Consider the following 25,530-nt stretch of genomic DNA (forward strand, 5'->3'; position numbering starts at 1 on the left):
TATGAATTATGTAGTCTACATTTGACACAACATCAAAAGAGATAAGCGCGAAACGAAATTTACATAAACTTGTCTCTCATCTGTTTTTTCTCTTTTTGAAAAGTTAGAATTGCATTTATACCCCTGAAAATACCACTTTAACAGGGAATTGAATCTCATTATTTTATCGATACATCAGGTACACAAAATGTAATTTACTTGCAGTGTTTGTCCTAAATGTATAATGGCATTCTCCATTCAAATACCACAACTTTTGTTTTTAGAAAATCACGAAAAAGAACTCTGGCAGTCTTTTCTCTCTATACGATCAATTCTTAAGGTTATGAACTCTGGCAATTTAAAAACTATGAAAATTATGAAAAAAATGAAAGCTCATGCAGCAACTCTATTTTATTTAAAACCATCATTAAAAATTAAGCTAACCGCATTTTTTCTCATTGTTTCAATATTGAATGTACAATCTGGAAATTATGCGCAGAAGACTAAAAGTTCAAAGGAGTCTTCTCTTGACCTAATCAGTAAAAACGCAAATCAAAAGAAGATTCGTGGTGTGGTTAAAGACCATACAGGCTTGCCTTTGATTGGAGTAACAATTTTAGTAAACAATAATAAACAGGGCACAACTACTGATTTTGATGGCAAGTATGAAATCGCTGTAAACGAAGGTGATGTGGTAAGCTTTAGCTTTGTAGGTTTTACAACTAAAAAAATTAAAATTGCAGGTCAGGTTTTGCTCAATGTTACCCTTGAACCCAATACGAACCAATTGGATGAACTCGTTTTAGTGGGGTATGGAAAAATGAATCGTGATAAAATTACGGGAGCTGTAACAAAATTGGATACCAAGGTATTACAGAATACACAAAATGTATCTTTCGCCGACGCTTTAATTGGAGTCGTTCCCGGTTTATTTGTTCAGGAAAATTTTACCTCTCCGGATGCACCTCCTTCTATTTTACTAAGAGGTATTGGCTCGATAAGTTCGAGTACAGATCCTCTGATAGTTGTTGATGGAGTACAGATGCCCAGATCAGGATTAGGTGCTTTCACCTTAAATGCTGCCGACATACAAGAGATCAGTGTTCTAAAAGATGCTGCATCAACCTCTATTTATGGATCTAAAGGGACGAATGGTGTAATAATGATAACCACAAAAAGAGGAAAGAGAAACACTGGATTGCAGGTGACTTTTAATACCCGACTTGGAATTAAAACAGCAGACCAATCATTTACTAACGATTTAATGACCGGATCTCAAAAATTAGATTTTGAAGAGTCATTGGGGGTTTATAAAACGAATCCGACATTACTTCAAAACAGAAGAGCATTGGGGAATAATGTAAATTGGGCTGATTTGCTTTTGAAGAATGAAATAAATCGTGAAGATAATATCTCTTTCTCCGGAGGTTCCGATAAAGCCAACTATTATACTTCGATAACCTATAACAAGGTCGATAATATTTTTGGAGGCGAGTACAAAAGATATACGGTAAGTACTCGACTTGATTTTGATTTGGGAAGTAAATTAAAAGTTGGATTTTCAGGAAATTTCGGAAATGTAAATGACGTAAACAAACGTACAGTCGGTTCTCCTTTTTCAAATGCATTTATGTTAAACCCATGGTTAAATTTTCTTGATGATAAGGGAAATCCGCTAAGGCTTTTGGAGATTGGCAGTGCTCCGGGCACTCCGTATAATCCATTATTTTTAAGAGATAATACAATTGTAAATTCCAATCGAAAAAATATTGGAGGAAGTGTAAATTTGACTTATACACCTTTCAAATGGTTAATTTTGAATGGCGTTTTAGGAGCTAACTATAATAGCTCAAAGGGCAGTAATTTCGAGAAAGTAATTGTAAAAGGGGGAGTACTAAGTAATTCTAGTAGCGATAATAATAATTATACAGGTACATTAACAGCAACTATAGCAAAGAAATTTCAGAAACATAGTTTTGATTTGGTATTGGGTAATGAAATTAATGAATACGAAACCAACAGTCTTAATATACTGGCTAATACTTTTAACTCGGATGCGATACAAATCGTAAGCGCAGCAAAAACGGTAACTTCAGCTACACAACAAAAATCAGTAGCGGGTTCATTGTCTTATTTCTCGCGACTAAATTATAACTTTAATAGTACTTATAATCTGTCATTATCCTTTAGAAGAGACGGCTCTTCCCGTTTTGGGGCGGATAACAAATATGCGAATTTTTGGTCTGTAGGTACTTCATGGAATGCATATAAAGACTTATTTAAGGAGAATAAAATCGTAAGTTCTTTAAAATTGCGAGCCAGTATTGGGACTTCCGGAAATGACTTTATAGGAGATTTTGCTTCTAAATCTTTATATAATTACTCTAGCCAAATCATTTATGCAGGTGGTACCGTACCTTATCTATCAAGGGGAGAAAACCCAAATTTAACCTGGGAAAAGAATTACAATAAGAATTTCGGTATCGATTACGGACTGTTTAGCAATCGTATTTCAGGAACTGTTGATTATTATATCAGAGATACCAGAGACTTATTAAACAATAAGCCAATTCCGTTAACTTCAGGTTTTAAAGAGTTGATCTCTAATATCGGAAACTTTAGAAATGAGGGTGTTGAGATTAGTCTTCACACTGTAAATTTAAAAGGCAAAGATTTTAACTGGACCACCGATTTTAATATTGCTTTCAACAAAGGAACTGTTCTGGCCTTATCAGACAAAAAGGATATTATTAATAATGCAGGATCTACCGTGTTCAAAGAAGGGAGTGCTATACGCTCTTTTTATATTGCAGATTGGGCTGGTGTTAATCCGGTTACAGGTTTTAATCAGTACAGAACACAGGATGGAAAGTTAGTAGATTACAATACCAATAAAACTACAACTAATGCAACTGAAATCAATAATCTCAGGCAGGTTAGCAACAAAACCGCAATGCCTAAATATTATGGAGGTTTAACCAATACGCTCAGATACAAACAACTTGATATGTCAGTCTTGATATCTTATGCTGTCGGTCATTATGTTCTGAATGAAGGAATCTATAATTTATATAACAATCCCGCTTACAATCAAAGTACTGACGTGCTTAAAGCATGGAAAAATCCTGGTGATCAGTCAAGTATAGCTGTAAGACAGGTGAATACAACCAACCCTACAGCATTCATAGAGTCAGATTTCAAAAACTCTACTCAATTTTTAGAGAATGCCAGTTATATTAAATTGAAAAATGTTGCTCTGGGATATTCACTTCACAAAAGTGTTTTAGAGAAAACAGGGATCGAAAGCTTAAGAATTTATGTTCAGGGGCAAAACCTTTTTACCAAAACGGCTGTTAGCTATATTGATCCGGAATATGCTACTGCAGCTGGAGGTATTGGACTTTCTTCATCCATTGTCAGAGCTTATTCTTTAGGTCTTAATGCTAGTTTTTAAGATACAGCAAACCACAAATTGGACATCAAATAACAACGAAGACAAAAGAGTCTTACTACGATAGATAAAAAATTAAAGAACAACATAATGAGAGCAAATATAAAATTATTCTTCATATCAGTAATAGTTACTTTCTTTAGCAGCTGCTCTGATGATATTATAAACAAAGAACCTTTGGATCAATTGGCTCCGGAAACACTCTTTCAGACAGAAGGCGGTTTCAGAAGTGCTTTAGATGGCGTTTATGGGCTTATGAAACAAGATTTCTACGGCTATTCCATGGGTATTTACACAATTCCGGAAGCCATTGGAGATGATCTTTTAGGTTCAACAAATTCAAAAGACTTCTCTTTTGATAACAGTTCACTTTCGATATATCCCCTGGCATATAACAGCTCGACTGGTGGTATAGATGGATTTTGGAAAATTTCGTATCAGGCCATCTATAACGTAAATACTATTATAAAGTATGCGAGAAAAAGTACGTTGACAAACAAAAATGCTTTTTTAGGAGAAGCACTGGGGATAAGAGCTTTATTGCATTATAATTTATACAGGTTTTATTCACCTGCTTATAACGCTGATAAAAAGGCATTGTCAGTATCTTATCGATTTGAAACAGATAAATTGTTAGACATAAAACCCAGAAACACTACAGCCGAAGTGATTCAGTTTATTCTGGAGGACTTAAAAGAAGCGGAAGCATTAGCCACTAATACGGTTAATTCCTATAGAATATCCAAAACAGCAATTTATGCATTATCGGCCCGCGTATCTCATGAAACAGCCGATTACAAAAATGCTATTGCCTACAGTAATTTAGCCTTAGCAGATACCAGATATAAATTAGACAACACGCTGGCTGCTTTGCAAAAAGAATGGGATAAGGATGATTCGGTAGAAATCATTTTTAGAATACGTTTTGAAAATTCCGAAATGGGGCAGACTGCAGCAATCTTTGCAATACCGGTTCTCTCGAGTTATCCTTATTCGGTAGCAACAGATTTAATAAATCTTTATGACAAAACGAAAGACTTTAGATTTACAGTATATTTCAAAAACCATCCTACTATTAAAGACAATTACTTTCCTAAAAAGCAAGCAGGTACAAGAACAACAAATGCCGCTGCCTTTGATCCGGGTAATATAGATATAAAACTCATCAGAGTACCTGAATTGTATCTCATACTGGCAGAATCTTATCTACAGGAAAATAACAGTGCATCAGCATTGATAAATCTCAATAAACTTAGAAATGCCCGTGGTATAGGAGATTATTCAGGGGCAGATCTGAGTAATGAAATTCTTAATGAACGAAGAAGAGAATTAGCATTTGAAGGGTTCAGATTTACAGATCTTAAAAGACTTGGGTTAGGTTTTAAAAGAGCAGACGGCAGTGGCTTATCGGCTAACGCAAATCGATTTGCTTTGCCCATTCCGCAAACAGAAATAGACCGTTCCGGTATTACACAAAATCCGGGTTATTAAAAGTAGCCATTTTTAGGGTCAATATTTTCGTTAGAGAATATTGATCCTTTGAATCCTACTCCTTGCATTCGATGCATTTTTCTAATATTATAAAAGCCTTTTTACATGAAAAAAAAACTAGTCTTAATCTTTTTGTTTTCGCTATTTAACCTAATGACAGGATATTCACAAAAGAAGGAAAACTTAAAAATAACAATACTGAAGAACGGATTTATTTTTGACGATAAATTTGACTTAAAGACGGGTAGTATCATCATTAAAGGCAATCAGATTATAGATTTATTGTATACGGATAATTTTAGTGCATATCCGGAAGCAACAATAATTGACCTCACCGGAAAATATGTTATGCCTGGATTAATAGATACACACGTTCATTTGACAACAGTCCCAAATCTCAATAGAGAAAAGAGCAATAAATACATGGAGGACCAGCTTTCTAAAATGATTTATGCCGGCATAACATCAGTCAGGGATATGGCAGGGAATGCAATTGTCCTTGCCGATTATAAACGGGCAAGTATCCTGAATCAATTACCGGCTCCTTCCATTTTTTACGCAGCTCAGTTCGCGGGACCAGATTATTTTAACTTAACACGAAAGTATACTACAGAAAAAGATACTCCATGGGAACGTACGATTACCGATACGACAAATATTAAAATGGCTGTGGCAGAGGCAAAAGGAGCAGGGGTAACCGGAATAAAGCTATATTCTGATTTAAGTGCACGCATGATTAGAAGGATTGTAAAAGAAGCAAAGAAGCAGGGATTACAAAGTTGGAGTCATGCAGCAGTATTTCCTGCTACGCCAACAGATGTAGCTGCTGCTAAAGTAAATTCGATGTCGCATGCCTATGATATAGCCTATGGCTTTTCTTCAGGAAAAATGGATCACCTAAAAAAAATACCTGCTATTGATAGTATAAAAATGGACAAGTTATTACTCCTCATGAAAGCAAACAATGTGATACTGGATCCGACGAATTACTTGGCAAACAATAATAAATATTTTGATGGGATGAAAATAACTAAAAGGGCGCATGAACTTGGCGTTAAAGTGGCTACAGGAACAGATTGGCCTTATTTATTCGAAAAAGATAATGTTGTTCCATTATTCAAAGAGATAAAAATATTGACCGACAACTGTAGTTTTACCAACAAAGATGTTCTTATAAGTGCTACAAGAGTTGGAGCAGAAAGCATTGGAGTAGCGGATAGAGGCGTTATAGCTATTGGTAAACGAGCAGATCTTTATATTACCAATTCAGACCCTGTACAAAATATCGAAAATTTGAAAGATGGCTTTATGACCATTAAATCGGGGATTATTTATACGAAAGAATAATTCACCAAAACGTCTCAATGAATAATTATAAAATAAAGTTTAAAAGAAAAATCTAATGAAAAAATGGTATTATTTAGGGATCCTAACCCTCATTTTTAGTCTGCATACTTTTGCGCAAAAAGAAGGAAATGACTATCTGCGTTTATCCGGAAAAATCACAGATAAAAATTCAGATTCTTTGCTTGTTTTCAAGAACAGAACCAAAATAAAAAGAATTAATGTGAACAAAGATGGCACCTTCTCTGATACTCTCAGAATAAAAGAAGGCTTTTATGGTATATTTGATGGTAAAGAACAAGGCTTCTTTTATCTTAAAAATGGTTACAACCTGAAAATTACTTTTGATACCAAACAATGGGATGAGACAATGACTTGTAAAGGTGAAGGGGCAATACCTAATAATTACCTATTTAAGAAAGCACTATATACTGAAAAGGCCACTGCGGATAAATCTATATTTAAATTAGAAAGTGCCGAATTTATGGCCAAAATAGAGGAGATTGTAGCGGGTTATCAAAAACTTCTTGAGCAGACTAAGGGGTTAGAAGCCTCTTTTATTACTCTTGAAAAAAAGGACTTTGAAGACTTTAAGAAAAGTAGTGTGGCGAGATATAATAAAACTACCGGATTAAAAAAGCATCAGGAAGAAGTACTTCCAAAAGGAAAAATTTCACCAAAATTTTTCAATTATGAAAATTACAATGGGACTAAAACTTCTCTGGATGATTTTAAAGGTAAGTTTGTTTATATTGATTTATGGGCTACCTGGTGTGCACCATGTAAAAAAGAAATTCCCTTTCTTAAAAAAGTTGAAAAAGAATTTCATAATCAAAACATCGTGTTTGTAAGCATTTCTACCGATCGTGTAAAAGATCATGACAAATGGAAAAAAATGGTAGCAGATCTTCAATTAACAGGTGTACAATTGTTTGCTAATGGTGATGTCTCTTTTGAGAATGCTTATGAAGTAACCGGTATTCCGAGATTCATACTAATTGATCCGCAAGGCAATATTGTTGATCCAAATGCCCCAAGACCATCAGATGAAGGATTAAAAAACTGGTTGAAAGAGGCAGGGGTTCACTAATCTTCTTTGCCCCGAAAGAGGTTTTTGATTGATTTCGGAACTTAGATTTTCTATGTTTTACTGGGGTTGAAAATGAATTTTTTGTATTTCAAATAGAAGGAGAGAAAGTGAATGTACCTTACATCATTTTACCTTCTTTGGCATATTCTTTTTTGATTCCCTGAAGAAGATGATGAAGATTGATACTTTCGTTTTCGCTTTCCAGTGTTTTTAGACAGGCGTATTGAATGATGTTCACAATATTGGCTCCGGTAATGTCGTATTTTTTAGAAAGCTCATTAAGATTTACATCTTCAGCGATTTTAATTCCTTTGGGCAGGTTGTTCTCCCAGAGTTGTAGACGTTCGGCATAAGAAGGGACTTCAAACTCAATGATAGATTGAAATCTACGGGTAAAAGCCGTGTCGATATTGGCTTTGAAATTAGAGGCCAGAATAACCAGTCCGGGATGATTTTCGATACGCTGCAGTAAATACGAAACTTCCTGATTGGCATATTTATCATGGGCATCTCTTACATTGGTTCTTTTTCCGAAAACGGCATCGGCTTCGTCAAAAAATAGAATCCAGTCTTTATCAGCTGCTTTGTCAAAAAGGGAAGAAAGATTTTTTTCGGTTTCACCGATGTATTTCGAAATTACCATAGACAAATCGATTCGATAAACATCTCTTTGCGTATATTTCCCAAGAAGTGAGGCGGTTAGTGTCTTTCCGGTTCCGGGAGCACCATAAAACATAACTCTGAAGCCTGGTTTTATTTTGGCTTTCATGTCCCATTCATGGAGTAAAATATCGTTGAATTTGAGCCAGGTTTCGATTTCTTTGATGTGATTTATAGTGGTAGCATTAAGTACGAGATCTTCCCAGTCCAATTCGGTTTCGATTAATTGCGCTGGGAAAATACTGCTCAGTTGAGGTTTCAGGATTTTTCCGGTTAGGAATTTTTCGATGTATTCATCCTCCAAAATTAGTAAACCACTCAGTTTGGGTTCGCCGTATGGTACAGACTCTATTTTGATGATTCCTTTCTGATAGAGGTAAGACTGATTGTGCAAGTAATTATAGAAAGAAATTCGGTTATCGAGATCATTTCCGGCTACTAAAAACTGAGCCGTTTCACCTGTGGGTAAAATGCCGCGGTGATTCTTTGATTTTACACCTCCAAATTCGGGTAATTCTCCGCCGTTGGGAAGATAATTAGAAATCAAAGACGTTAAAAATTCGGGATGGATATGGGGAATTAGTGCCAAACCCAATAACAAAATTTCGACATGAGGTAATTTATTTTCAATAATAAAAGCCTCGACAAACGAGTGCTTGTCCGATTCATATTCAGGTTCGTTGCTTTTGGTTTCAGAACCAAAAAGTTTATCCATTTGAATTTCTAACTGGTATCGGAGTAATTCTTTAATGTTTTTCATATGTGTGGTATGTCAAAAGCAGATAAATCTGTTTTAATATGGTTAAAAATAAAAGGAATGAACTGTTTCATAAGTTCATATTCAGAAGCTTTTTCTCTAAATAAATAGACTAATTGCCAATTTTTGAAGCATTTGGCCTGATAGGCTAAATTTAAATACTCCTCGAGTCCGATTTTCATATCATATACCTTATCAGCATCTGTATGTATCAGCCAGATCGTATCAGAAACCTGATTGTTGGTTTTCTTAAAACAGGCGGTAACCGAACTTTGAATATCAAAAGCAAAAAAGGTATCAGTTGTTTTAAGTTTTTTTAGGGTGTATGCAAATGTTTGCTGGTCATTATACTCCTTGTCAAAGATCAAATCAGAAGCTGTTATATTGATATAACCGCTTATCAGTTCTTTTACAAAAGACCAGGAGTAATCCTTTTTGAGGTAATTTTCTATTATAAATTCATTTTTCTGAAAAGGTTCAATATTTTCAGGTGTATCAGTTAACTCCCATGCCAATTCCAATCGGGAGGTTTGATTGTAGAATTCAATAATTAAATCATCGATTTCTAGTGTAGTGTCTAATTTTTTAGGAGGTAAAGCCGCTGTCACTGGCGTTTTTATAAGAACTCCATGAGTGTAGGCATTACCAATTTCCACAATTAAAGTCCATAAGAATAATTCTTTAAAATTAATCATAGCTGTAAAATTGTTAAAGTTACTAAGTTATTGAATTTCGCGAATGCATTTTTAAAGACTGTCTGATCAGTATATTCTATTGATACAGCATCGTGGATTTGAATAATGTTTTGATACCCCGGTGCTGGTGGGCGAACCCGTACAAGTCGATCAAAGAATCCTGACAGACCTATTCCATCGGCACCACCTTCGCTAATTGCCTTTTGATTCAATGCATTGCTGGACGAACGGTTTATGGTTGTTTGGGCAACGGCTGAAGGAGGCGATTGGGTAAAACGTTTGGATTTTATAGCGGCACCTTTTTCTCTGGTTTCGACATTATACGGTCCAAAACTCATTACCACAATATCCGGAATGTCTTCAAAAACTCCTGTATTTCCATAGGAGACATCAACATTGTAATATAATATTTGGTTGTTATCCCATACAGCTTCTTTTGCAGGATCTTCAACCTGACTTTCCATATCTCTTAAATTCATATCCCTGGTGCCCGGAAATAAATTTTGAACTGTTCCGGGGCCATGTAATCTGTGATTTAAAAGATGTGCTCTTACCCATTGTCCGGCGCTTCTTTGGTTAAGCGGAATGTTCGACCATCCCATCGGATCATTGGTTGGCGTGGATCCTCTTGTATTGCCGGGAATCTTTGTCAAAGGTGCGGCTCTGAGCATATATGATCGGCCTTTGGTGTCTGTTTCAAATTCAACGTGAGAGATTGGCAATTCGATGTGATGTTCCAGTACTCCAACGATTCCCAAATCTGTTGCAATATTGGTTAGATTTGTTCGTATGTTTTCATAAGCAGCCCGAATAGGTTGGTTTCCGCCCCCCGTTTCATAAGCATTAGCAACGGCCCGTCTATAGCTGCCAATATTGGTTCCTAACACGTTTTTCTCGCTGAATAGATTTTCAATTGCTCTCGATTTGGCCGTATATTGCGGGTCAGAATCTCTGTTGTCGTGTATTTCCTGACGTTTATTGTTTAAAAGCTGATTTAAAGTCTGCTTGTCACTGTAGACATTAATTTCAACACGTTCAACAGTACCTTCAATTTTAAGGTTGTGACCTCCATCAACATTAACAGCATGTTCCAATCCAATAATTGTTGGAATTTCGGAATTTCGATCAGAATCTCCACCTTCAGCAATTGGTGCAGCTTTGACTACTATTGGTGTGCTGTGGTTGCTAATGTTAGGCATTTCGGCGTTGATATTCCAGTTTTGACCGCTTCGAACGGCATTGAGGCGGGTAAAATGATTACGGTTTTTTATAATATCTAATCGGGCATGAATTTGTTGTTCATTCAATGGGCTTTGTTCTGATTCTGTTGCTAAAGCACGTAAAGCTTCCAATCCGGTTCCCCAATGTGCCAGAACTTCGGGTGTTGGTGGATTTGGCGGAGCATCTGCACCAGGCGGTGCTCCTGTTGTTCCTGCATTAGGATTTCCTGTTGAGTCTGTAACCTGAGGAGTCTCACTTCCTTCTCCTCCCGTCGTTCCTTCCTGAAATTCTGCCGGATGCTCTGCATCTGTAGACTGCGTTGGAGGGACGTGATCATTCATTAAATCGGTCATAAATTTATCTGAGTTGAAATCAACAGGAGCAAATTCAACTTCAGGTAACTCATCAGAACCTAAAACATAATCTACATCAGCACCAATACCAAACTCTCCGGGTAAAGGATATTCTAACTCTCCTAAAGGCCAGGTCCATTTATCATCTGGTGCAGGAGACCACCACGGACTGTCTAATTCGACAAACAAATCACCACCTAATGCTAAGAAGGGCTGTGCGGCCATTTCGGCATGTCCGTGTATGTAAAACTCTCCTTGTCTTCCAGCTTCAGGAGATGCAGTTTCTCTGTAACCTATAGTCGGTGTGGCATCAACGTATCCTCTAATTCCGGCTAATGCATTAACTCCAACACCTACTTTTATATCATGACCCAGTAATTCAACACCCAATCCTCCCTCTGCTCGGAGTCGCAGTCCTGCGAACATTGACATATTAAAAGAGGCGGAAAGACTAAAATCATTAAATACTGCAGGATCGGTAGAATAAGTTCCTACTGCTCTTATATTATAAATTTTTGCAGGACCAATTTTAGCAAGAGCTTCTAATCCAATGTTAGCAAATAAGAAAACATTTCCGACTAACGGAACTCCATACATGGTACGAACTTCGACAGTAAAGATTTCTCTTATATAATCTCGTTGAGCAAATAATTCTACTTCTGCCGGTGGTGTAATTTCTCCATGAATAGTAACGTGGCCTTCATTGTCGATAATAACCGTGGCTCTGCCTGTCATCCATTCGGTAAAGCTAAAATCGACTTCGCCCCAACCTGCCATCGCTCTTGGTCCAGGTGTTGGTCCACTGTTTGCTTCAGGAATCCCATTTGCTTCTCTGGCACTTTCGTCAATTTGAGAAGGATCCAGCTGGCTTAAAGCGGCATTTCTGGCTGTTGCAGCATCTGTCACCAATAAGGTTACCTGACCACTTATTTTTTCGGTTTGATAACCTACAGTACCTCTGATATCAAAAGTTCCATTTAAAAAAGCAGCATGGATGCTACCGTTAAAATTAGCCATACTTACAGCCAAATCAATTTCGCCGGTTATATTTCCTTCGGCATTACGTTCAATTGTAATTTGAGTTGGACTTAGATTTGGGACTTCGATACTTCCACTGGCTCTAAATGTGATTACTTCGCCTTGAATTCCAAAATCAAGAGTTGCATTTACAAATCCTCCCAATTGAACAGGAATTCCATTAGCTGTTAACGTTAGATTTCCACCTTCAATGGTGTTTTGCACGTTAGGGACGCTTGTAACATCAATTCCAATCCAGCCAAAAGTTTCGCTATTGTCTTTAATGGCATTAATAAGACCGGCTGGATTTCCAACTAACCGATCGCCTGTTTTTACTGTAATATAACCAGCTATTGTATTGTTTTCTATTTGAATGGCCAAAACTGGGGTAATATTTATACTTGTAAGCGGGCTTAAATAGTTAATATTAAGATTTATACTTTGTCTATTGTCTTTTGTATTGTAGGTACCGTCTGTATTTTTTTTCATTTTGATTGCACCTGATGCCCATTGTCCAAAAGTTACATTAACCTCAGCACCTCTGTCTCCCGCTGCTTCAATTTGAGAAGCAATTGTTTCTGGTGGTGTAAACGTTGGCGTTTGTAAAGAAATACTTTGATTGGTACCTGATACAGGGGAAGCAGTAGTTGGAGCAGTTGGTGTTTTCTGGATCATTTTAGGCTGAACTGAACTAGTGCCTTGTTGTACGGTATGTGTTAATTCGTGTGCTAAAAGATGCTTTCCGGCTGTTGAATTTGTATTGTATTTACCTTGGTTAAAATAAATGTCATTTCCGTTGGCAAAGGCCTGTGAACCCAGTTCTTTGTTCATCTGAACGGCATTTGAATCGTTATGGATTCTTACATTGCTAAAGTCAGCTCCAAAACCGGATTCCATTTCCGTTTTAGTGTTTTTAGAAAGTGGAGAACCACCACCTCTGCTATTGTTTAAATTGCTTTCCAAATCAGAATCATCAGAAGGATTTGCATCGGCACCGGCACTCATTTGAAGCTCTTTTTCGTCTTCTTTGGACTGAATTTCTTCTTCCTCTTTAGTTTGAACTTCTTCTTCTGTTTTCTTTTGCTGAACAATGGGTTTTGGAACAGAAATGGTTTCAGTGGTTTTGACCGTTTCGTTTTGAGGAACTTCTATTTTATTTTGTGGAGTTTCTTCTACAGTTGCCTTTTCAGGAACAATGGTTTCTTTTTCTTCTTTTTCTGATTTTAACTGAACAACGGGAGAGATGTTTTCTGCTATTGATTTTTGAGGAGCGGCTTCCTCCTTTTTTTGTACCTCATCTAATTTATTTTGGATTATGGGTGATGGGCTGAAAAACGGTTCAGGATTATTTTCAGGAGCCTTAGCAACTATTTTGTCGGCTGCGCTGTCGGCTTCCGCTTCATACTTATCATTTGATTTGCCAATGCTGAGTTTTGCCTGTAAACCAAAAAAAGGGCTGCTGCCTCGCTCATTCGTTGAGGTAGTTTGATTGGAGGAATGAGCTGATTTTTTAGCAAGAACACCCATAGTTAAGTCATATTTTACCGTTTTAAAATTTAAAAAGAACTATTGATCTCCATCAGAATAATTTCTTTAGGTCCAACCAAGGATACCAGTAGCTTATTGTAGTTCGGAATATTGAAATAACGGCTTTGTCCAATTTTCCACCGATAAGGCAATATGTTTTTTTCATATATCTTTTCATCGATATTGTTTGTTTCTTGTGCCTTTTGATCTTTTTTACTGAATTCACCAAAGCTGTTCAAATGATAACCGAAGTAGGAATCTCCTTTTTCGAAAACAATGGGCAGAATGTAACTTTTAGAATCTTCGGGAATATCCCATTCTTTGGATATGGTATTGGTTTTTAGGTAAGTTTTTTTGTTTTCGGTGTAAGAAATAAATACCTCTCCATTATTTAAAACACCGGCAGACTGAAGTGCTATTTTTCTTTTCAAAACAGATTTCTCATACCATCTGAAAGTGGAACCTTCCAGCGTGATGTATTTGCTGCCCCAAAAGCCGGCCAGTTTTTCAAAGGGACCAAAGTTTTCTTTTGTTTTTTCATTTGTAACAATACCTTTTGTATCTAAAGAAACAATTACACTTTTGGAATTATCGATACAATGGAGCGCATTTTGATAAGAAACGGTATGGATACCGCCGAACCATTCAAGGGCTTTGATTTTTGTATAATCATCTTCAATCAACCAGGCATTATTGATCCCAATTACCCAAATGTCTTTGTTTTCTGAAAGGATAATTTTCATTCCTTTTAAAGGATGCTGAATTTTGACATTATCTTTTTTTACGATATACAGGAAGTCAGAGGTTAACTTCAGAAAATCCCCATTTGAAGTAACAGCCAGATCAATAACATCCGAATCGGAATGGTAGTCAAAGGAATCATTGAGGATAGAGAAAAAATGATTATCCCGTGTACCATTTTCAGAAACATATCGACCAATTAACGCCTCTGAAGTGCCATACAATTCCATAAATTTTCTGGGAAATGCAAGTTCAGGGTTTGGGATGTCTATACGAGAATATTCGTGCCCGTTTTTACCAATTGTAGGATACTTTGATAAAGCGGGTACGGAATCTGTCGATTGTTTATAGACAATTTTAAAAGTGAGGTCGTGTTTGTTTTCGGGATTCATTTTAGAAACGTTTTGACAATTGGTAAAAACTAAAAATAATAATAAAGATAAAGCCTTTTTCATATCGGATTGCATAATTTACCAAGGGGGATTAGAAATTTGAATTACTCCCGAAAACACGGTAATATTGACACGCTGTATAAAAAAGTCATTATTAGGCTGCGACCAGAGGCTGATAGCATGGGTTCCGTCGATTGCCATCGCAACGTGCCCCGGATAAGGTCTGCCGGATTCGGTATAAAAAATTAATTGCCCGACCGTTGGTGTCATACCCGGATAGGTAGGCAGACCGCTATTCCAACCCAATTGACTCCATATTAGTACATTCGGATCAGAGGCACCAAAAGCAGTATTATAAAAATTCTGAATCCATGAAGCGTTAATTTTGTTAGACAGATAAGCTGCGTACATGATACTTTCCCAACAATTCATAGTGGCAGCAGCGGGAAGTGTTCCGGAACCTCCATTGGTTACAAAATAAGCAAAGAAATCATTGTTCTGAGGATTTCTCCAGTACATTGAGTTCAGCAGCAGATGGGAGAAAACAGCAACAGAAACCGGAGCTGTCAGTTTTGAATTGATTAAGCTTCTGATGCTGGTATCTGCCAATGCAGCCTGTCTGTCGCTGGGAGAAGCATTTAAGATTTCATTTCTAATGACATCATAATCGGTACTGTGATTAAGAAGCCAGGTAAGTTTTGGAATGAAATCTGAACCTTCATAATTAATCCATTCTAATTGCGTTACAATGTCAAAATTGAGATCGGTCACAGCTTCAACCATGGTTGTATTATCACAAACCGCGCTAAAAAAATCTCTCCAGAGAGTCGTTTTTAAAGCGTCTTTTTGAGTTTGGTCTGTACTGGAATTTATGATCCATGGTTTTATAGTAGCATAATCGAGTTCGAATCGGGTTATGAACATTTCGGCGTTCAGCCAGGTCAATTTAGTAGCTAAATCAAACTGCAGATCGTTTAGGGCTTCAATCATAGTGATGTTGTCGCAAACGTCTACAAAGAAATTCATGCCCACATCGGTACGTACTTTTAGGGCATCTCTTTCGGTTTGATTGGTGCTGGCGCTTGTAATCCAGTGTTTTATGTCTGAATAGTTGATTGACCAACTTGCTGAAAAGATTTCCGCTTTAAGCCATACTAATTTTGTTATTAAATCAAATTGTAAATCGTCGAGAGCTTCAATCATATTGGCATTAGTACAAATGCCAACAAAAAAGTTTTTCCATGTATCGGTTTTTAAAACATCTCTTTGCGGTTGATCGGCGGCGGTTACCATTTCTTTGATTTCGCTGTACGCCATGAAAAATGTTCCAAAGGTAGCGGCGGCATTTACCCATTCCAGTTTTGTATTCAGAGGAGCTCCCAAATTATTAACTGCCCTGATCATTTCGGCAACATTTAGTGCTGCAGCCATTCGGGTTTTGTAACTGCTATTGCCTAAAACAGTTGCTTTTTCAGTATTGTTAAGCTGAGAACACATCAAAATGACTTCATCTTCAGGAACATTCCAGCTGTCGAGCATTTCGTTTAGACTGTCTAAATTGCTTGGTGGATTCTGTTTTTGAATGTTTGGTTTATTGCCTTGCTGTATCGTGTGTGTAAGTTCATGTGCTAACAGATGTTTTCCGTCCTGAGAATCCGGATTGTATTTCCCTTCATTAAAATAAACATCATTACCATTGGCAAAAGCCTGAGAACCCAGTTCCTTGTTCATCTGAACAGCATTAGAATCATTGTGGATTCGTACTTTGCTGAAATTGGCTCCAAAACCGGATTCCATTTGGTTTTGAGTGGTATTGGCCATGGGAGAACCGCCGCCTTTACTACTTTGAAGTTTGTTTTCCAACGATGCCGTATTTGTTGGACTTGTTTCGGTGTCGGCACTTTTTTGAATTTCCTGTTCCTCCTCTTTAGTCTGAACTTCCTCTTCTGTTTTTTTCTGCTGAATCAGTGGTTTTGAAATCGGATTTTTTTCGACTGCTTTAGGAGTTTCAGTGACAACAGTTTCAGTTTTGTTTTGAAGTGTTTCTTCCTGTTCCGTTTTTAATTGCGTAACAGGCGTACTTCGTTCTGCCGAAGATTTTCTTTGAACCACAGGTGAGGGGGTGAAAAAGGAATCCGATTTGGCATTTTGTTTTTGCGAAACGATTTGGTCGGCAGCTTTGTCGGCTTCAACTTCATATTTGTCATTCGATTTTCCGATACTGAGTTTGGTCTGTACGCCAAAAAAATCCTCACCCTGCCTTGAATTAAAGGCGGATGGTCCCGAAGGATTGGATTTTGATTTTTGGTTAAAAGCTCCCATGTGTCGTTAACGGTACTTGATTTTATTAATGTCTGTGTTTTGATCCCACACCTTTAAAAGCATTCTCTCCACAGGAAGCCGGAGTTCCAATGATCATCCTGAACTTGCCTGCTGTTGGGGCGGTGAAATTAATCGGAACTGTACCGCCAATTTTGAACGAGGTTGGTCCCATTAAACTTGTCCCTGCGGAATCAGTAATTTCGACTATGTAACCTGAACACGGGTTCTCACCTTTATTTCTTGTCGTTGTTAATGAGATAGAAAACGATTTACAAGCACCATCTGTTTCTAATGTTTCAATGTGAACGGGATCTGAGGAGAAATGAAATGTATTCGTTATATCGCAGGTCTTTTTGTCTTTTTTCTTTGGTGGTTTTTTCTTTTTGTCTTTGCCTGGGCCTGGGCCTTTTCCAACATAAATATCATCTAAGCGACCAATCGTTTGTACGCCAACAATACCATCGTAGCTCAGACCATTATCGGATTGAAATTTGAATACCGCAGCTCGTGTTTCACTGCCAAAATCACCATCAGCACCAAATTTCGGAAGCTGATAACCTAAATCTATTAAACCCGATTGTACTTTTTGTACAGGCTCTCCCTTGCTTCCGGTAGCGAGATAATCTAAATCATCATGCGTTTGCTCTAATTTGTAATCTCCTTTAAAACGAGGAGATTCTAAATCTTCAGCTGCGGTTGAAGAAGGCTCTACGGATTTTTGTACAGCTCCGGTTTGCTGAATGGTATGGGTTAATTCATGTGCCAGCAAATGTTTTCCCTCCCGGGAATCCGGATTGTATTTTCCTTTGTTAAAATAGACATCGTTGCCATTGGTGAAAGCTTGTGCTCCCAATTCCTGGCTCATTTGGACAGCATTAGTATCAGTGTGAATTTTTATATTGCTGAAATCAGCTCCAAAGCCCGATTCCATTTCTCCTTTAGTTTTTTTGTCTAAGCCGGCACCTCCTCCTTTTGAGTGGTCCAGTTTTCCTTCCAGCTCGTTATCGTTAATTTCAGCATCAGGGTTTTGTTCTTTTTTCTGAACGGCTTTATCTTCTTCTTTTTTATCTTTTGACTGAACTGTTTCTTCTTTTTCGCAATTGTCACACTTGGCCTGTATCGGTTTTTCTTCTTCTTTCTTATCTGATTTCTTCTGAACAGGTTTTTCCTCTTCTTTTTTATCAGATTTTTTTTGAACCGGCTTCTCTTCTTCCTTCTTGTCCGACTTTTTCTGTACCGGTTTTTCTTCTTCCTTCTTATCCGATTTCTTCTGAACGGGCTTTTCCTCTTCTTTCTTATCGGATTTTTTTTGAACAGGTTTTTCTTCTTCCTTTTTATCTGATTTTTTCTGTACAGAAGATATGGTTTCCGAAATAGGCTTTTGTTGTACGTTTTCTTTCGATTGCAAAAGACCGCTTCCGGATGAATTATGGTTTACTACTTTATCGGCTACTCGGTCTGCTTCCACCTCAAACTGATCGCCCGCTGTTCCTGTTTTTAGCTTTTTTTGAATTTTAGGACTAAAAAAAGGAGAGGAGGAGTGCGTAATTGGTTTTTTATTTTCTAGCGTTCTCATAACTTCATTGTTTTACTAATTGAAACAAGTACTAATTGCTTTAACTTCAATAGAATTAATTTTCCTGAATAGGATGTACTACGATGCTAACATCGTTGGAGAGCTGTTTTCTTCTTTCTGAATGATCTGATGTTTTTCTAATTCGATCTTGATTTGTGCATACCAGTACGGAAAAATTTTAAACAGGCGATATTCAATTTCTTCTATAATGTCTTTTTTGTATTTTTTAAGACCGAAGAGATGGCTGTAGCTCATTTCATTGGCATATTTACTCTGCTCTATTATGTTTTTTCCTTTTAAGAGTAAGGTCGGGCTAATAGTATTGTGATCTAACAAAGAGGCCAGATTGTACTGTTCTATAACAATACAGGGTTCAAATCCTTGTTGTTTTAAGGGTTCAAATTCTTCGCGATGTGCGATGTAAATTTCTTCCAGATCATAGTAGGCACTTACAAATTTATTACGAAGCGTAAGATCATTAAACCCCAGTACACCACAGCTATAGGAATGCCCCAGATCAGAATGCCAGTAAGGCAGATTTTTAGTATATGGGTTGAAAAAATCAATCTGTTTTTTATAATGTACTTCGTAGCCGCATTCTCTTCGTTCGAGAATAATAGTATCAAAATTAAAATTGATTTTCTTTTTTATAAATACATCGGTATCGAGATGAACAAAGGGTTTGGTTTGCCTTTCGATAGCATGAATCTTAGATTTCATCCAGAGTTCTTTGTTTTGCTCATGATTCACTTTTGTAATTCTGCAGGGCAGCATATACAGGAATTTATACGCCGTTTCGTCAGCATAAAGTTCGATGTCTTTGTACCAAAGATGACTGTATAAAATGCTCAAAGCCGTCATGTAAATGGTCTCTTTGAGTTTATTACCCATTTGCCAGCGGTTGTTTATCAGAGGAAAAGCATCCAGGCTGTATATTATTCTTGGTTCTTCCATAAAGTATCATTTAAGGTTTGAAACTTCTGTTTTTCTTCCAGATAGCAGACGTTGTTGTATAACGAAGCTTTTTTGCTGTGTTTGTAGAGTCTTTTCCATTCGTATTTTTGACCCATTGCCTCTGAGGTTATCAACGGTATTTGGTTGTTGTGAAAAGCTTTCATTTCGTTGAAAGTAGCATGCCACACCATCGTACCCAGAAGAGGAGACTGAACCAGTCTTATTTTGGAAAAAACTCTTTTGAAAAAGTCTGCATGCACCTCTTTATTATCGATCTTAAACTCTGAAACCAGGACTTCCACTTCCAGATCATAGAACCTGGTGAAATAGCGTGTGATACCGTCATTTTCTTTAATGGGCAATAAATCCTCTTCATCTTGATAAATAATATCAATATCATTTATAGGCATATCATAATAACTGCGAAGATTAATATAATCTGCAATTCCGCCTACAAAGGCGATTTTTGACATGTCGAGTTTTTCAAAAATATTTTTCAGCGCTTGTTTCTGTTCGTAGAAAATATTTTTTTCATCCTCTTTTAGAAATGTTTCTTTTTCGGTTTCCATGTTTTTTTAATATTACCAGTCCACAAAAATTATTTTGTCTTTCCAGGCCAGTTTTACAATCCCCAGATTCCAGTTCATTTTTTCCAGGAGGATATCCTGTGTTTTTCTTTCGATAATGACTTTAGGATTATCTTCAGTGAGTATTATTTTGCCGGGTCTTTGTAAAAATTCGTTCTGCAATAAGGCGATAGAAGAATTTTTCATAATCGGCCAATTGAATAAAACCGCCTGTAGCATTTTATGTCCCTCATTTTTTAATTCTTCCGAGAGTACAATGTTTCGGTTGATGGTTTGGTTTATAGGTATGTTGCACAATACTTTTTCGAACAGCATCTCAGACTCATAATCCTGCTCCCGTCCTGTGGCGATATAGTGTAAAAGGTGTGCTGCCGTTTCGGAATCGTTTATCGTGTGGTTTGTATTTAGTAAACCGCAATGCTCAAAAAGAGCTTTCAAAAAAGGATGAACCAATATCAATCCGGCATTATTCACATAGTGTACCGAAGGAATTTCAGGGATTGTTTGGTCTTCCGGAAATAAAGAGGAGGGCCAGTTTTCTGTCTCTTTGACTTCCTCTTTGACTTCCTCTTTAGCTTTCTCTTGGGTTTTCTTCTGAGCTTTCTCCTTACGATCGGAAACGCCATTTATTTCTGTTGTTTTTTCAGTATTGGATTCCTGAGGGACTACAGCAGAATTAGAACTTTCCTCGATTTCGTTTTTTTTGTTGGGACCAAAAACGGAATTTATTTCGGTTTCAGTTTCAGTTTTTGGTTTTTTTGGATTGTCAGGATCTGCTCTATTTTCGTATAGGGGAGATTGTTCACTTTCTGAAAAATCTGATTTTAGGAATGTTTCTTTGTTTTTTTTCGGAAGGATTTCGGAAGCTTTTTGATTAAGAAGGGCGATTATATTCAGAATTTCAGGGTCAAGGCTGGCCAATATTTTTAAAACGGGTTTGTCTGATATATAGTTGCGAGTGTGTTCCAAAACAAATTTTGAATCGTATTGACGAACGGGAGCAAAAGAAGTAAGCAGCTGCAGTACTTTTTCTTTTATAATAGTATCATCATGCTGCAACAATTGCAACAAAACGATATCCCAAATCAGATTTCGCTGCTGTAAACCGTGTTTTGATTCCGAAGCAATAGTATTTATATTGCGTTTGATTTGATTAACCATTTCCGAAACCAAAACCGAGTCCGAAGCAGTTGCTTCTAAAAGAAGTGTTCTTTGGAGTAGGTTATAGATCTGTTCGTCTGATAATTGTTTTATGAAACGGGCTCTTATCTGTGGGGTTTCTAATGTTTTTCGTAGCCTTAAATTAAAAGCTTTATCAACTGCAATTTTTTTAAATAGATGGTCTTCGTTTGTGCCAAGCATGTCACTATAAGTACTATTGAAGATGCCATTGTCATTGACATTCTCATTACTATTGTTATTGACATTCTCATTGCTATTGTCATTGTTATTGCCATTCTCATTCTCATTGCCATTGCTATTGCTATTGCTATTGCCATTGTCATTGGAAATTGCCCACCAGGGATTGGCTCCGGTTTCCAGAAAAATGAAGAATTCATCTCTGTTTTTTTCCTTGCGGTCAATCAATTTGTATTGTTTTGTATCCGGAAAACCCTTTTCAATTTGCTCTTCAATTTGTTTTTGACATTGATTTATTATTTCGAGTTTTACAGTGTTGAAATTAAGGTCGGGAGCTACAGAAAGATTAAGGTCTAATTTTTCTATCTGAATGCTGTACAGCGGTGTTTTTTTATCAAGCGTATCAAAATAGGTTTCTAAAAGAGGAAAGAGTTCTTCTTTTAGAAACGTATCGAGGTGATCTTTTAGGTAATACGCCTTTTCTTTAGAATGGGTATTGACCTCAAGAAACAGTTTAGAGATAATATGGCTGTCTGTACTTTGCACCTAGTTTAAATTCTTTAATTGTGATTCGATTGCCTCCAATATAAATTTGATATCCTTAAACGAAACCTTCTGATCGGATAAGAAATTTTTTAAGGTTCCCTTAGGATCGGTCTTATACTGATTTTTTACAAAACCTTGTAACAAGCCATCTATACGTCCCGTAATAGTTGTAAATGGTCTTTCGAATTTGTTTATGAGTTCTGCGGGCTGACATTTTATGATGGTATAGAAAAGCGAGATATGACTTTCGGTAAGGAAACTCAGTACTGTTTTTTCCTCTTCCATTCTTGCATTTTTTGAACCCAGTAATAAATTGTGGTATACAAGCTCATTATACATCTCGGGTAATGCAGTATTAAAATCTCCATTGATATAAGCACTGGTTTCTTTTTCAACACTTGCAAATTGTTTCTGAATTTCAGTAATCAGCGAAAGAGTCTCTTTACTGAATTTTTGTAATTCAGGCTGCTGGTTGATTTTTTCAAAAGTCAGGTTCGTTTTTTTGACAAATTCTACTGCATTAGTCAGACAGGGATTTTCAGTCGGTTTTTCACGAATTCGGATATCTTTCGGACCGTCTATTGATTCGCCGCATCTTTTGTTGAGTGCAGAAAGCGATACTTTGATCACGTCGTTTTTATATAGAGAAAGCGGTCGCGTGATAGGTTCAATAGAGTCTGTTTCTACCATCTCTCCGTCAATATTCCATATGTATTTTACGGAATCTGTAGAGTTGTTTGCCAATACAAGCTGATTGTTTCTGATGGTAAAACTAAATAAAGCTACAGGCGGATTTTGCATTGTAATGGTAAGGTTCGAAGGTTTACCATTTATTAATATAACTACCTGATCTACATCTTTAGGAACATTATTGCCGATAAAAATGTATTGACCTGCATCATTCTGGGAAACTCCCGGGCCTGATAAGACGGTTTTTTTGCTATTCGGTTCAATAGTTAAAACATGCGGTTTAAGGTCGTTTCTGCAGATGTTTCGGGTGTCGATACCTACGACTACAGGCACTTCAAAAGTTACCGGATGCTGTGCCTGAGCATTACAGTTTCCGTTTTCACCAGTAACTTTTACCTGAAAACTATAGCTTTCTTTAGCGGGTACTTCATAAGAATAAATATGTTGAATTTTTGCTTCAGTAGTGGCAACAGGCTCACTGCCATCACCAAAATCCCAAATATATTTCATGTCTTTCTGATTCTCACCGCTAATACTAAAATCGACTACAACTCCGGTTTTATTGAGTGATTTTGGGAAGACAAAAGTGAAATCAAATTTTGGTTTTCTAAAAATGGTTATTTGACAGTTGGTTTCAAAATTATTCACCGTAAAAGTTATCGGTTTTCCGATGAGTTCTTCACTGACTAATTTTGGATCGAAAACAAATTCGCCATATTGATTTTTGGTCACTCCGCCATTCAAATCTTCTTCTACATCAGCTTTTACAAAACCTCCGGTTGGGGTTATGTGAAAGGGGAAGTAAGGCGTTGTTTCATCAAAGCAGATATGGTTCATAGGTAAGGACAGCGTGATGAAATTATCATCGCAGCATAAATACGGTAAGGTAAAGTCGGCTATTACCGGATTTAGCACGATAGATTCTCCGGGTTCTTTTTTATCGCCCTCTTTTTCAAAATCGCCTGCGAGAGAATTTCCGCGTGGATATTCGTACGGATAACCATAGCCGTAATAATAAGGATATTGACTGTACTCTCCTTCAATATAAATCATGACAAATGTGCCTCCGGGTGCCACACCTGATTTGTGTTCGTATCCGTGATTTTTGTTCAGATAGTAGGAGGTATAATTTTCAACTATTTTTTTTGCGTCATAGGCTTTTACTCCAAGTACAACAACATTGAATCCTAAACCGTACTGGCGTCTGATGGCCTGAATCGTTTTTAGTGCTTTTTTATAGTCTGTACCCTGATGCCCTTCGATTCTGTAAAAGTTGTGATCTGAGACCATTTCGTTAGGCCATTTTGTATTCAATAAGTTATCGTGATAACTTCTGTTATTGCGCTGTTGTCCGATAGTGGTTTTTTCGTAATCCCAAAGTTCAATAAGATGATCACCCACGTTATTGTAAAATGGAATTGCTTTTTTACCAAGCGAACCCAATTCAAAACTAGGAGTGATTTTTATATAAGTATAGTTTACATTGTAATTCGCTAATAATTGTACGCAGCGTTTTATCAGACTGTACAATTGCTGTAAATCTGTATTTTTTCCATAACAGATTGTAATTTCTTTACCTTCTAAATCGACAATAAATTCGTTAATGGTGTCTTTCTTCCCGGGTTCGTTAAGCGTGTCAAATGGCAGACAATCATTACAGGTGCTAAGGTTCTGTCCCGTGAGCAACGGTGATTTGTAAAAAGAATGTCGGTATTCAAAACAAGGACCGCTTTTTTGCACTTCTCCCAGCATTAAGTGTTTGGGGAATGATTTGATGTCCGGAAAGCAAAAATCATAGTCCATATTTGATAATAAAAGCCTGATCTCATTGTAAGTATCAATTAAATCGTTGAGCAGATCGTATCGATACTGAAAATCAGGAGGGGCATTTTTTTCATCAAAACTGTACAGGGAAGCCAGATTCTTTTTAATAGAATCCAGTATGACAGGCATTTCTAATGCGGTTAATAGTATTTCAAAACCGTCTCGCAGTCTGGCCACTACATTGTTTCGGAACAGACCATTGGTGAATTTCCTCTTGATTTCGTAATAACTGCTAAAATCTTCGGGCTGTAATACAATGCGGTTAGAAATCAGTTCCGGGAGTTTGTAATACAGGTTAGAGAATTTGATTTTGCTTATGATCTTATCATGACTGTTTATCTGCGCCGCAACGGTTTTACTTACCAGTAAGGCTTTGTGATTACCGATAATTTCCAGTCCTTGATTGTCGCAGGAGAGACTGACACAGAGATCGGAATCTTTTTCATAAGATTCGATATACAAAAGAACGACAGCATCGGTTACCTCTAATCCTGTATTTTTTTTAAAATAATATATTGGATAAGTATTGGCACTTTCGGTAAGTTGCTGTTCGGCAGTTAAAAGTTCGAAGATATCAAGCTGTTTTGTACCATCGTAAAAATAAGGTTTGTAAGCAGCTTTTTTGTTGTCGTATACTTTATAATGAGTGTACTGTTTACTTTCAAAATCAATAATTTTTCCGCCGTTTGGAGTAGACTTGTACAACTGTATAAGATCACCGTCGGTCGTGATACCACTGCCTTGTGTTATGGTAATGTCTTTTGAAACGGGGCTGTATGAAACCTTAAATCCGCAAATGATGCCGACACCACTAAGACCAATTCTGGAAATACGATCCTGATCATCAAAATAATCTACAATCTCGTTAAGATGTCCTTCTGTTAGTACCTGATTTTTGGTGAATCTTCGGTACAGTGTTGTTATGGTTGAAAGTTTTACTAACATTTTGAATGG

The 25,530-nt window shown here is 37.0% G+C and carries 14 protein-coding genes; 4 read left to right on the forward strand and 10 right to left on the reverse strand.

Features of this window, described 5'->3' with window-relative positions:
* Positions 1-355 precede the first annotated feature (355 nt).
* The 4 genes from OGZ34_RS09340 to OGZ34_RS09355 all read left to right on the forward strand — a co-directional run bounded on the left by OGZ34_RS09340 (position 356) and on the right by OGZ34_RS09355 (position 7,355).
* A complete protein-coding gene (locus OGZ34_RS09340) occupies positions 356-3,433 on the forward strand; it encodes a SusC/RagA family TonB-linked outer membrane protein (RefSeq protein ID WP_263362851.1) in 3,078 nt (1,025 codons plus the stop codon).
* Positions 3,434-3,520: 87 nt separating this feature from the next.
* Positions 3,521-4,921 carry a RagB/SusD family nutrient uptake outer membrane protein gene (locus OGZ34_RS09345; protein WP_263362852.1) on the forward strand — a complete coding sequence of 467 codons (1,401 nt, stop codon included), beginning with the start codon at positions 3,521-3,523 and terminating at the stop codon, positions 4,919-4,921.
* Between the two features lie 105 nt (positions 4,922-5,026).
* Positions 5,027-6,268: an amidohydrolase family protein gene (locus OGZ34_RS09350; RefSeq protein WP_263362853.1), complete on the forward strand. Its 1,242-nt coding sequence runs from the start codon at positions 5,027-5,029 to the stop codon at positions 6,266-6,268.
* A gap of 55 nt (positions 6,269-6,323) precedes the next feature.
* The gene (locus tag OGZ34_RS09355; protein ID WP_263362854.1) at positions 6,324-7,355 is read left to right on the forward strand and encodes a TlpA family protein disulfide reductase; all 1,032 of its coding nucleotides are present in this window, start codon (positions 6,324-6,326) and stop codon (positions 7,353-7,355) included.
* 118 nt (positions 7,356-7,473) lie between these two features.
* Here the strand turns inward: OGZ34_RS09355 and OGZ34_RS09360 are convergent, their stop codons facing one another.
* The 10 genes from OGZ34_RS09360 to OGZ34_RS09405 all read right to left on the reverse strand — a co-directional run bounded on the left by OGZ34_RS09360 (position 7,474) and on the right by OGZ34_RS09405 (position 25,521).
* Positions 7,474-8,775, reverse strand: a complete 1,302-nt coding sequence (locus tag OGZ34_RS09360; protein ID WP_173965886.1) for an ATP-binding protein — start codon at positions 8,773-8,775, stop codon at positions 7,474-7,476.
* Positions 8,772-9,467, reverse strand: a complete 696-nt coding sequence (locus OGZ34_RS09365) for a hypothetical protein (RefSeq protein WP_263362855.1) — start codon at positions 9,465-9,467, stop codon at positions 8,772-8,774. The genes OGZ34_RS09360 and OGZ34_RS09365 overlap by 4 nt, the downstream gene beginning before the upstream one ends.
* Positions 9,464-13,585 (reverse strand): eCIS core domain-containing protein, encoded by a 4,122-nt coding sequence (locus OGZ34_RS09370; RefSeq protein WP_263362856.1) that lies wholly within the window; start codon positions 13,583-13,585, stop codon positions 9,464-9,466. Before OGZ34_RS09370 ends, OGZ34_RS09365 begins: the two co-directional genes overlap by 4 nt.
* A 29-nt stretch (positions 13,586-13,614) precedes the next feature.
* On the reverse strand, positions 13,615-14,718 hold the full coding sequence (locus tag OGZ34_RS09375; RefSeq protein ID WP_263362857.1) for a hypothetical protein: 1,104 nt from the start codon (positions 14,716-14,718) through the stop codon (positions 13,615-13,617).
* A 78-nt stretch (positions 14,719-14,796) separates the two neighbouring features.
* On the reverse strand, positions 14,797-17,040 hold the full coding sequence (locus OGZ34_RS09380) for an eCIS core domain-containing protein (protein WP_263362858.1): 2,244 nt from the start codon (positions 17,038-17,040) through the stop codon (positions 14,797-14,799).
* A 25-nt stretch (positions 17,041-17,065) separates the two neighbouring features.
* Complete coding sequence (locus tag OGZ34_RS09385; protein ID WP_263362859.1) at positions 17,066-18,616, reverse strand: eCIS core domain-containing protein; 1,551 nt, start codon at positions 18,614-18,616, stop codon at positions 17,066-17,068.
* A 78-nt stretch (positions 18,617-18,694) separates the two neighbouring features.
* Complete coding sequence (locus OGZ34_RS09390) at positions 18,695-19,570, reverse strand: DUF6734 family protein (protein ID WP_263362860.1); 876 nt, start codon at positions 19,568-19,570, stop codon at positions 18,695-18,697.
* A complete protein-coding gene (locus OGZ34_RS09395; protein ID WP_173965879.1) occupies positions 19,552-20,139 on the reverse strand; it encodes a hypothetical protein in 588 nt (195 codons plus the stop codon). The genes OGZ34_RS09390 and OGZ34_RS09395 overlap by 19 nt, the downstream gene beginning before the upstream one ends.
* 12 nt (positions 20,140-20,151) lie before the next feature.
* On the reverse strand, positions 20,152-22,062 hold the full coding sequence (locus tag OGZ34_RS09400; RefSeq protein ID WP_263362861.1) for a contractile injection system tape measure protein: 1,911 nt from the start codon (positions 22,060-22,062) through the stop codon (positions 20,152-20,154).
* Positions 22,063-25,521, reverse strand: a complete 3,459-nt coding sequence (locus tag OGZ34_RS09405; RefSeq protein ID WP_263362862.1) for a PKD domain-containing protein — start codon at positions 25,519-25,521, stop codon at positions 22,063-22,065.
* Positions 25,522-25,530: the final 9 nt, after the last annotated feature.

This window comes from Flavobacterium collinsii (genome assembly GCF_946903285.1).
Lineage (GTDB): Bacteria > Bacteroidota > Bacteroidia > Flavobacteriales > Flavobacteriaceae > Flavobacterium > Flavobacterium collinsii.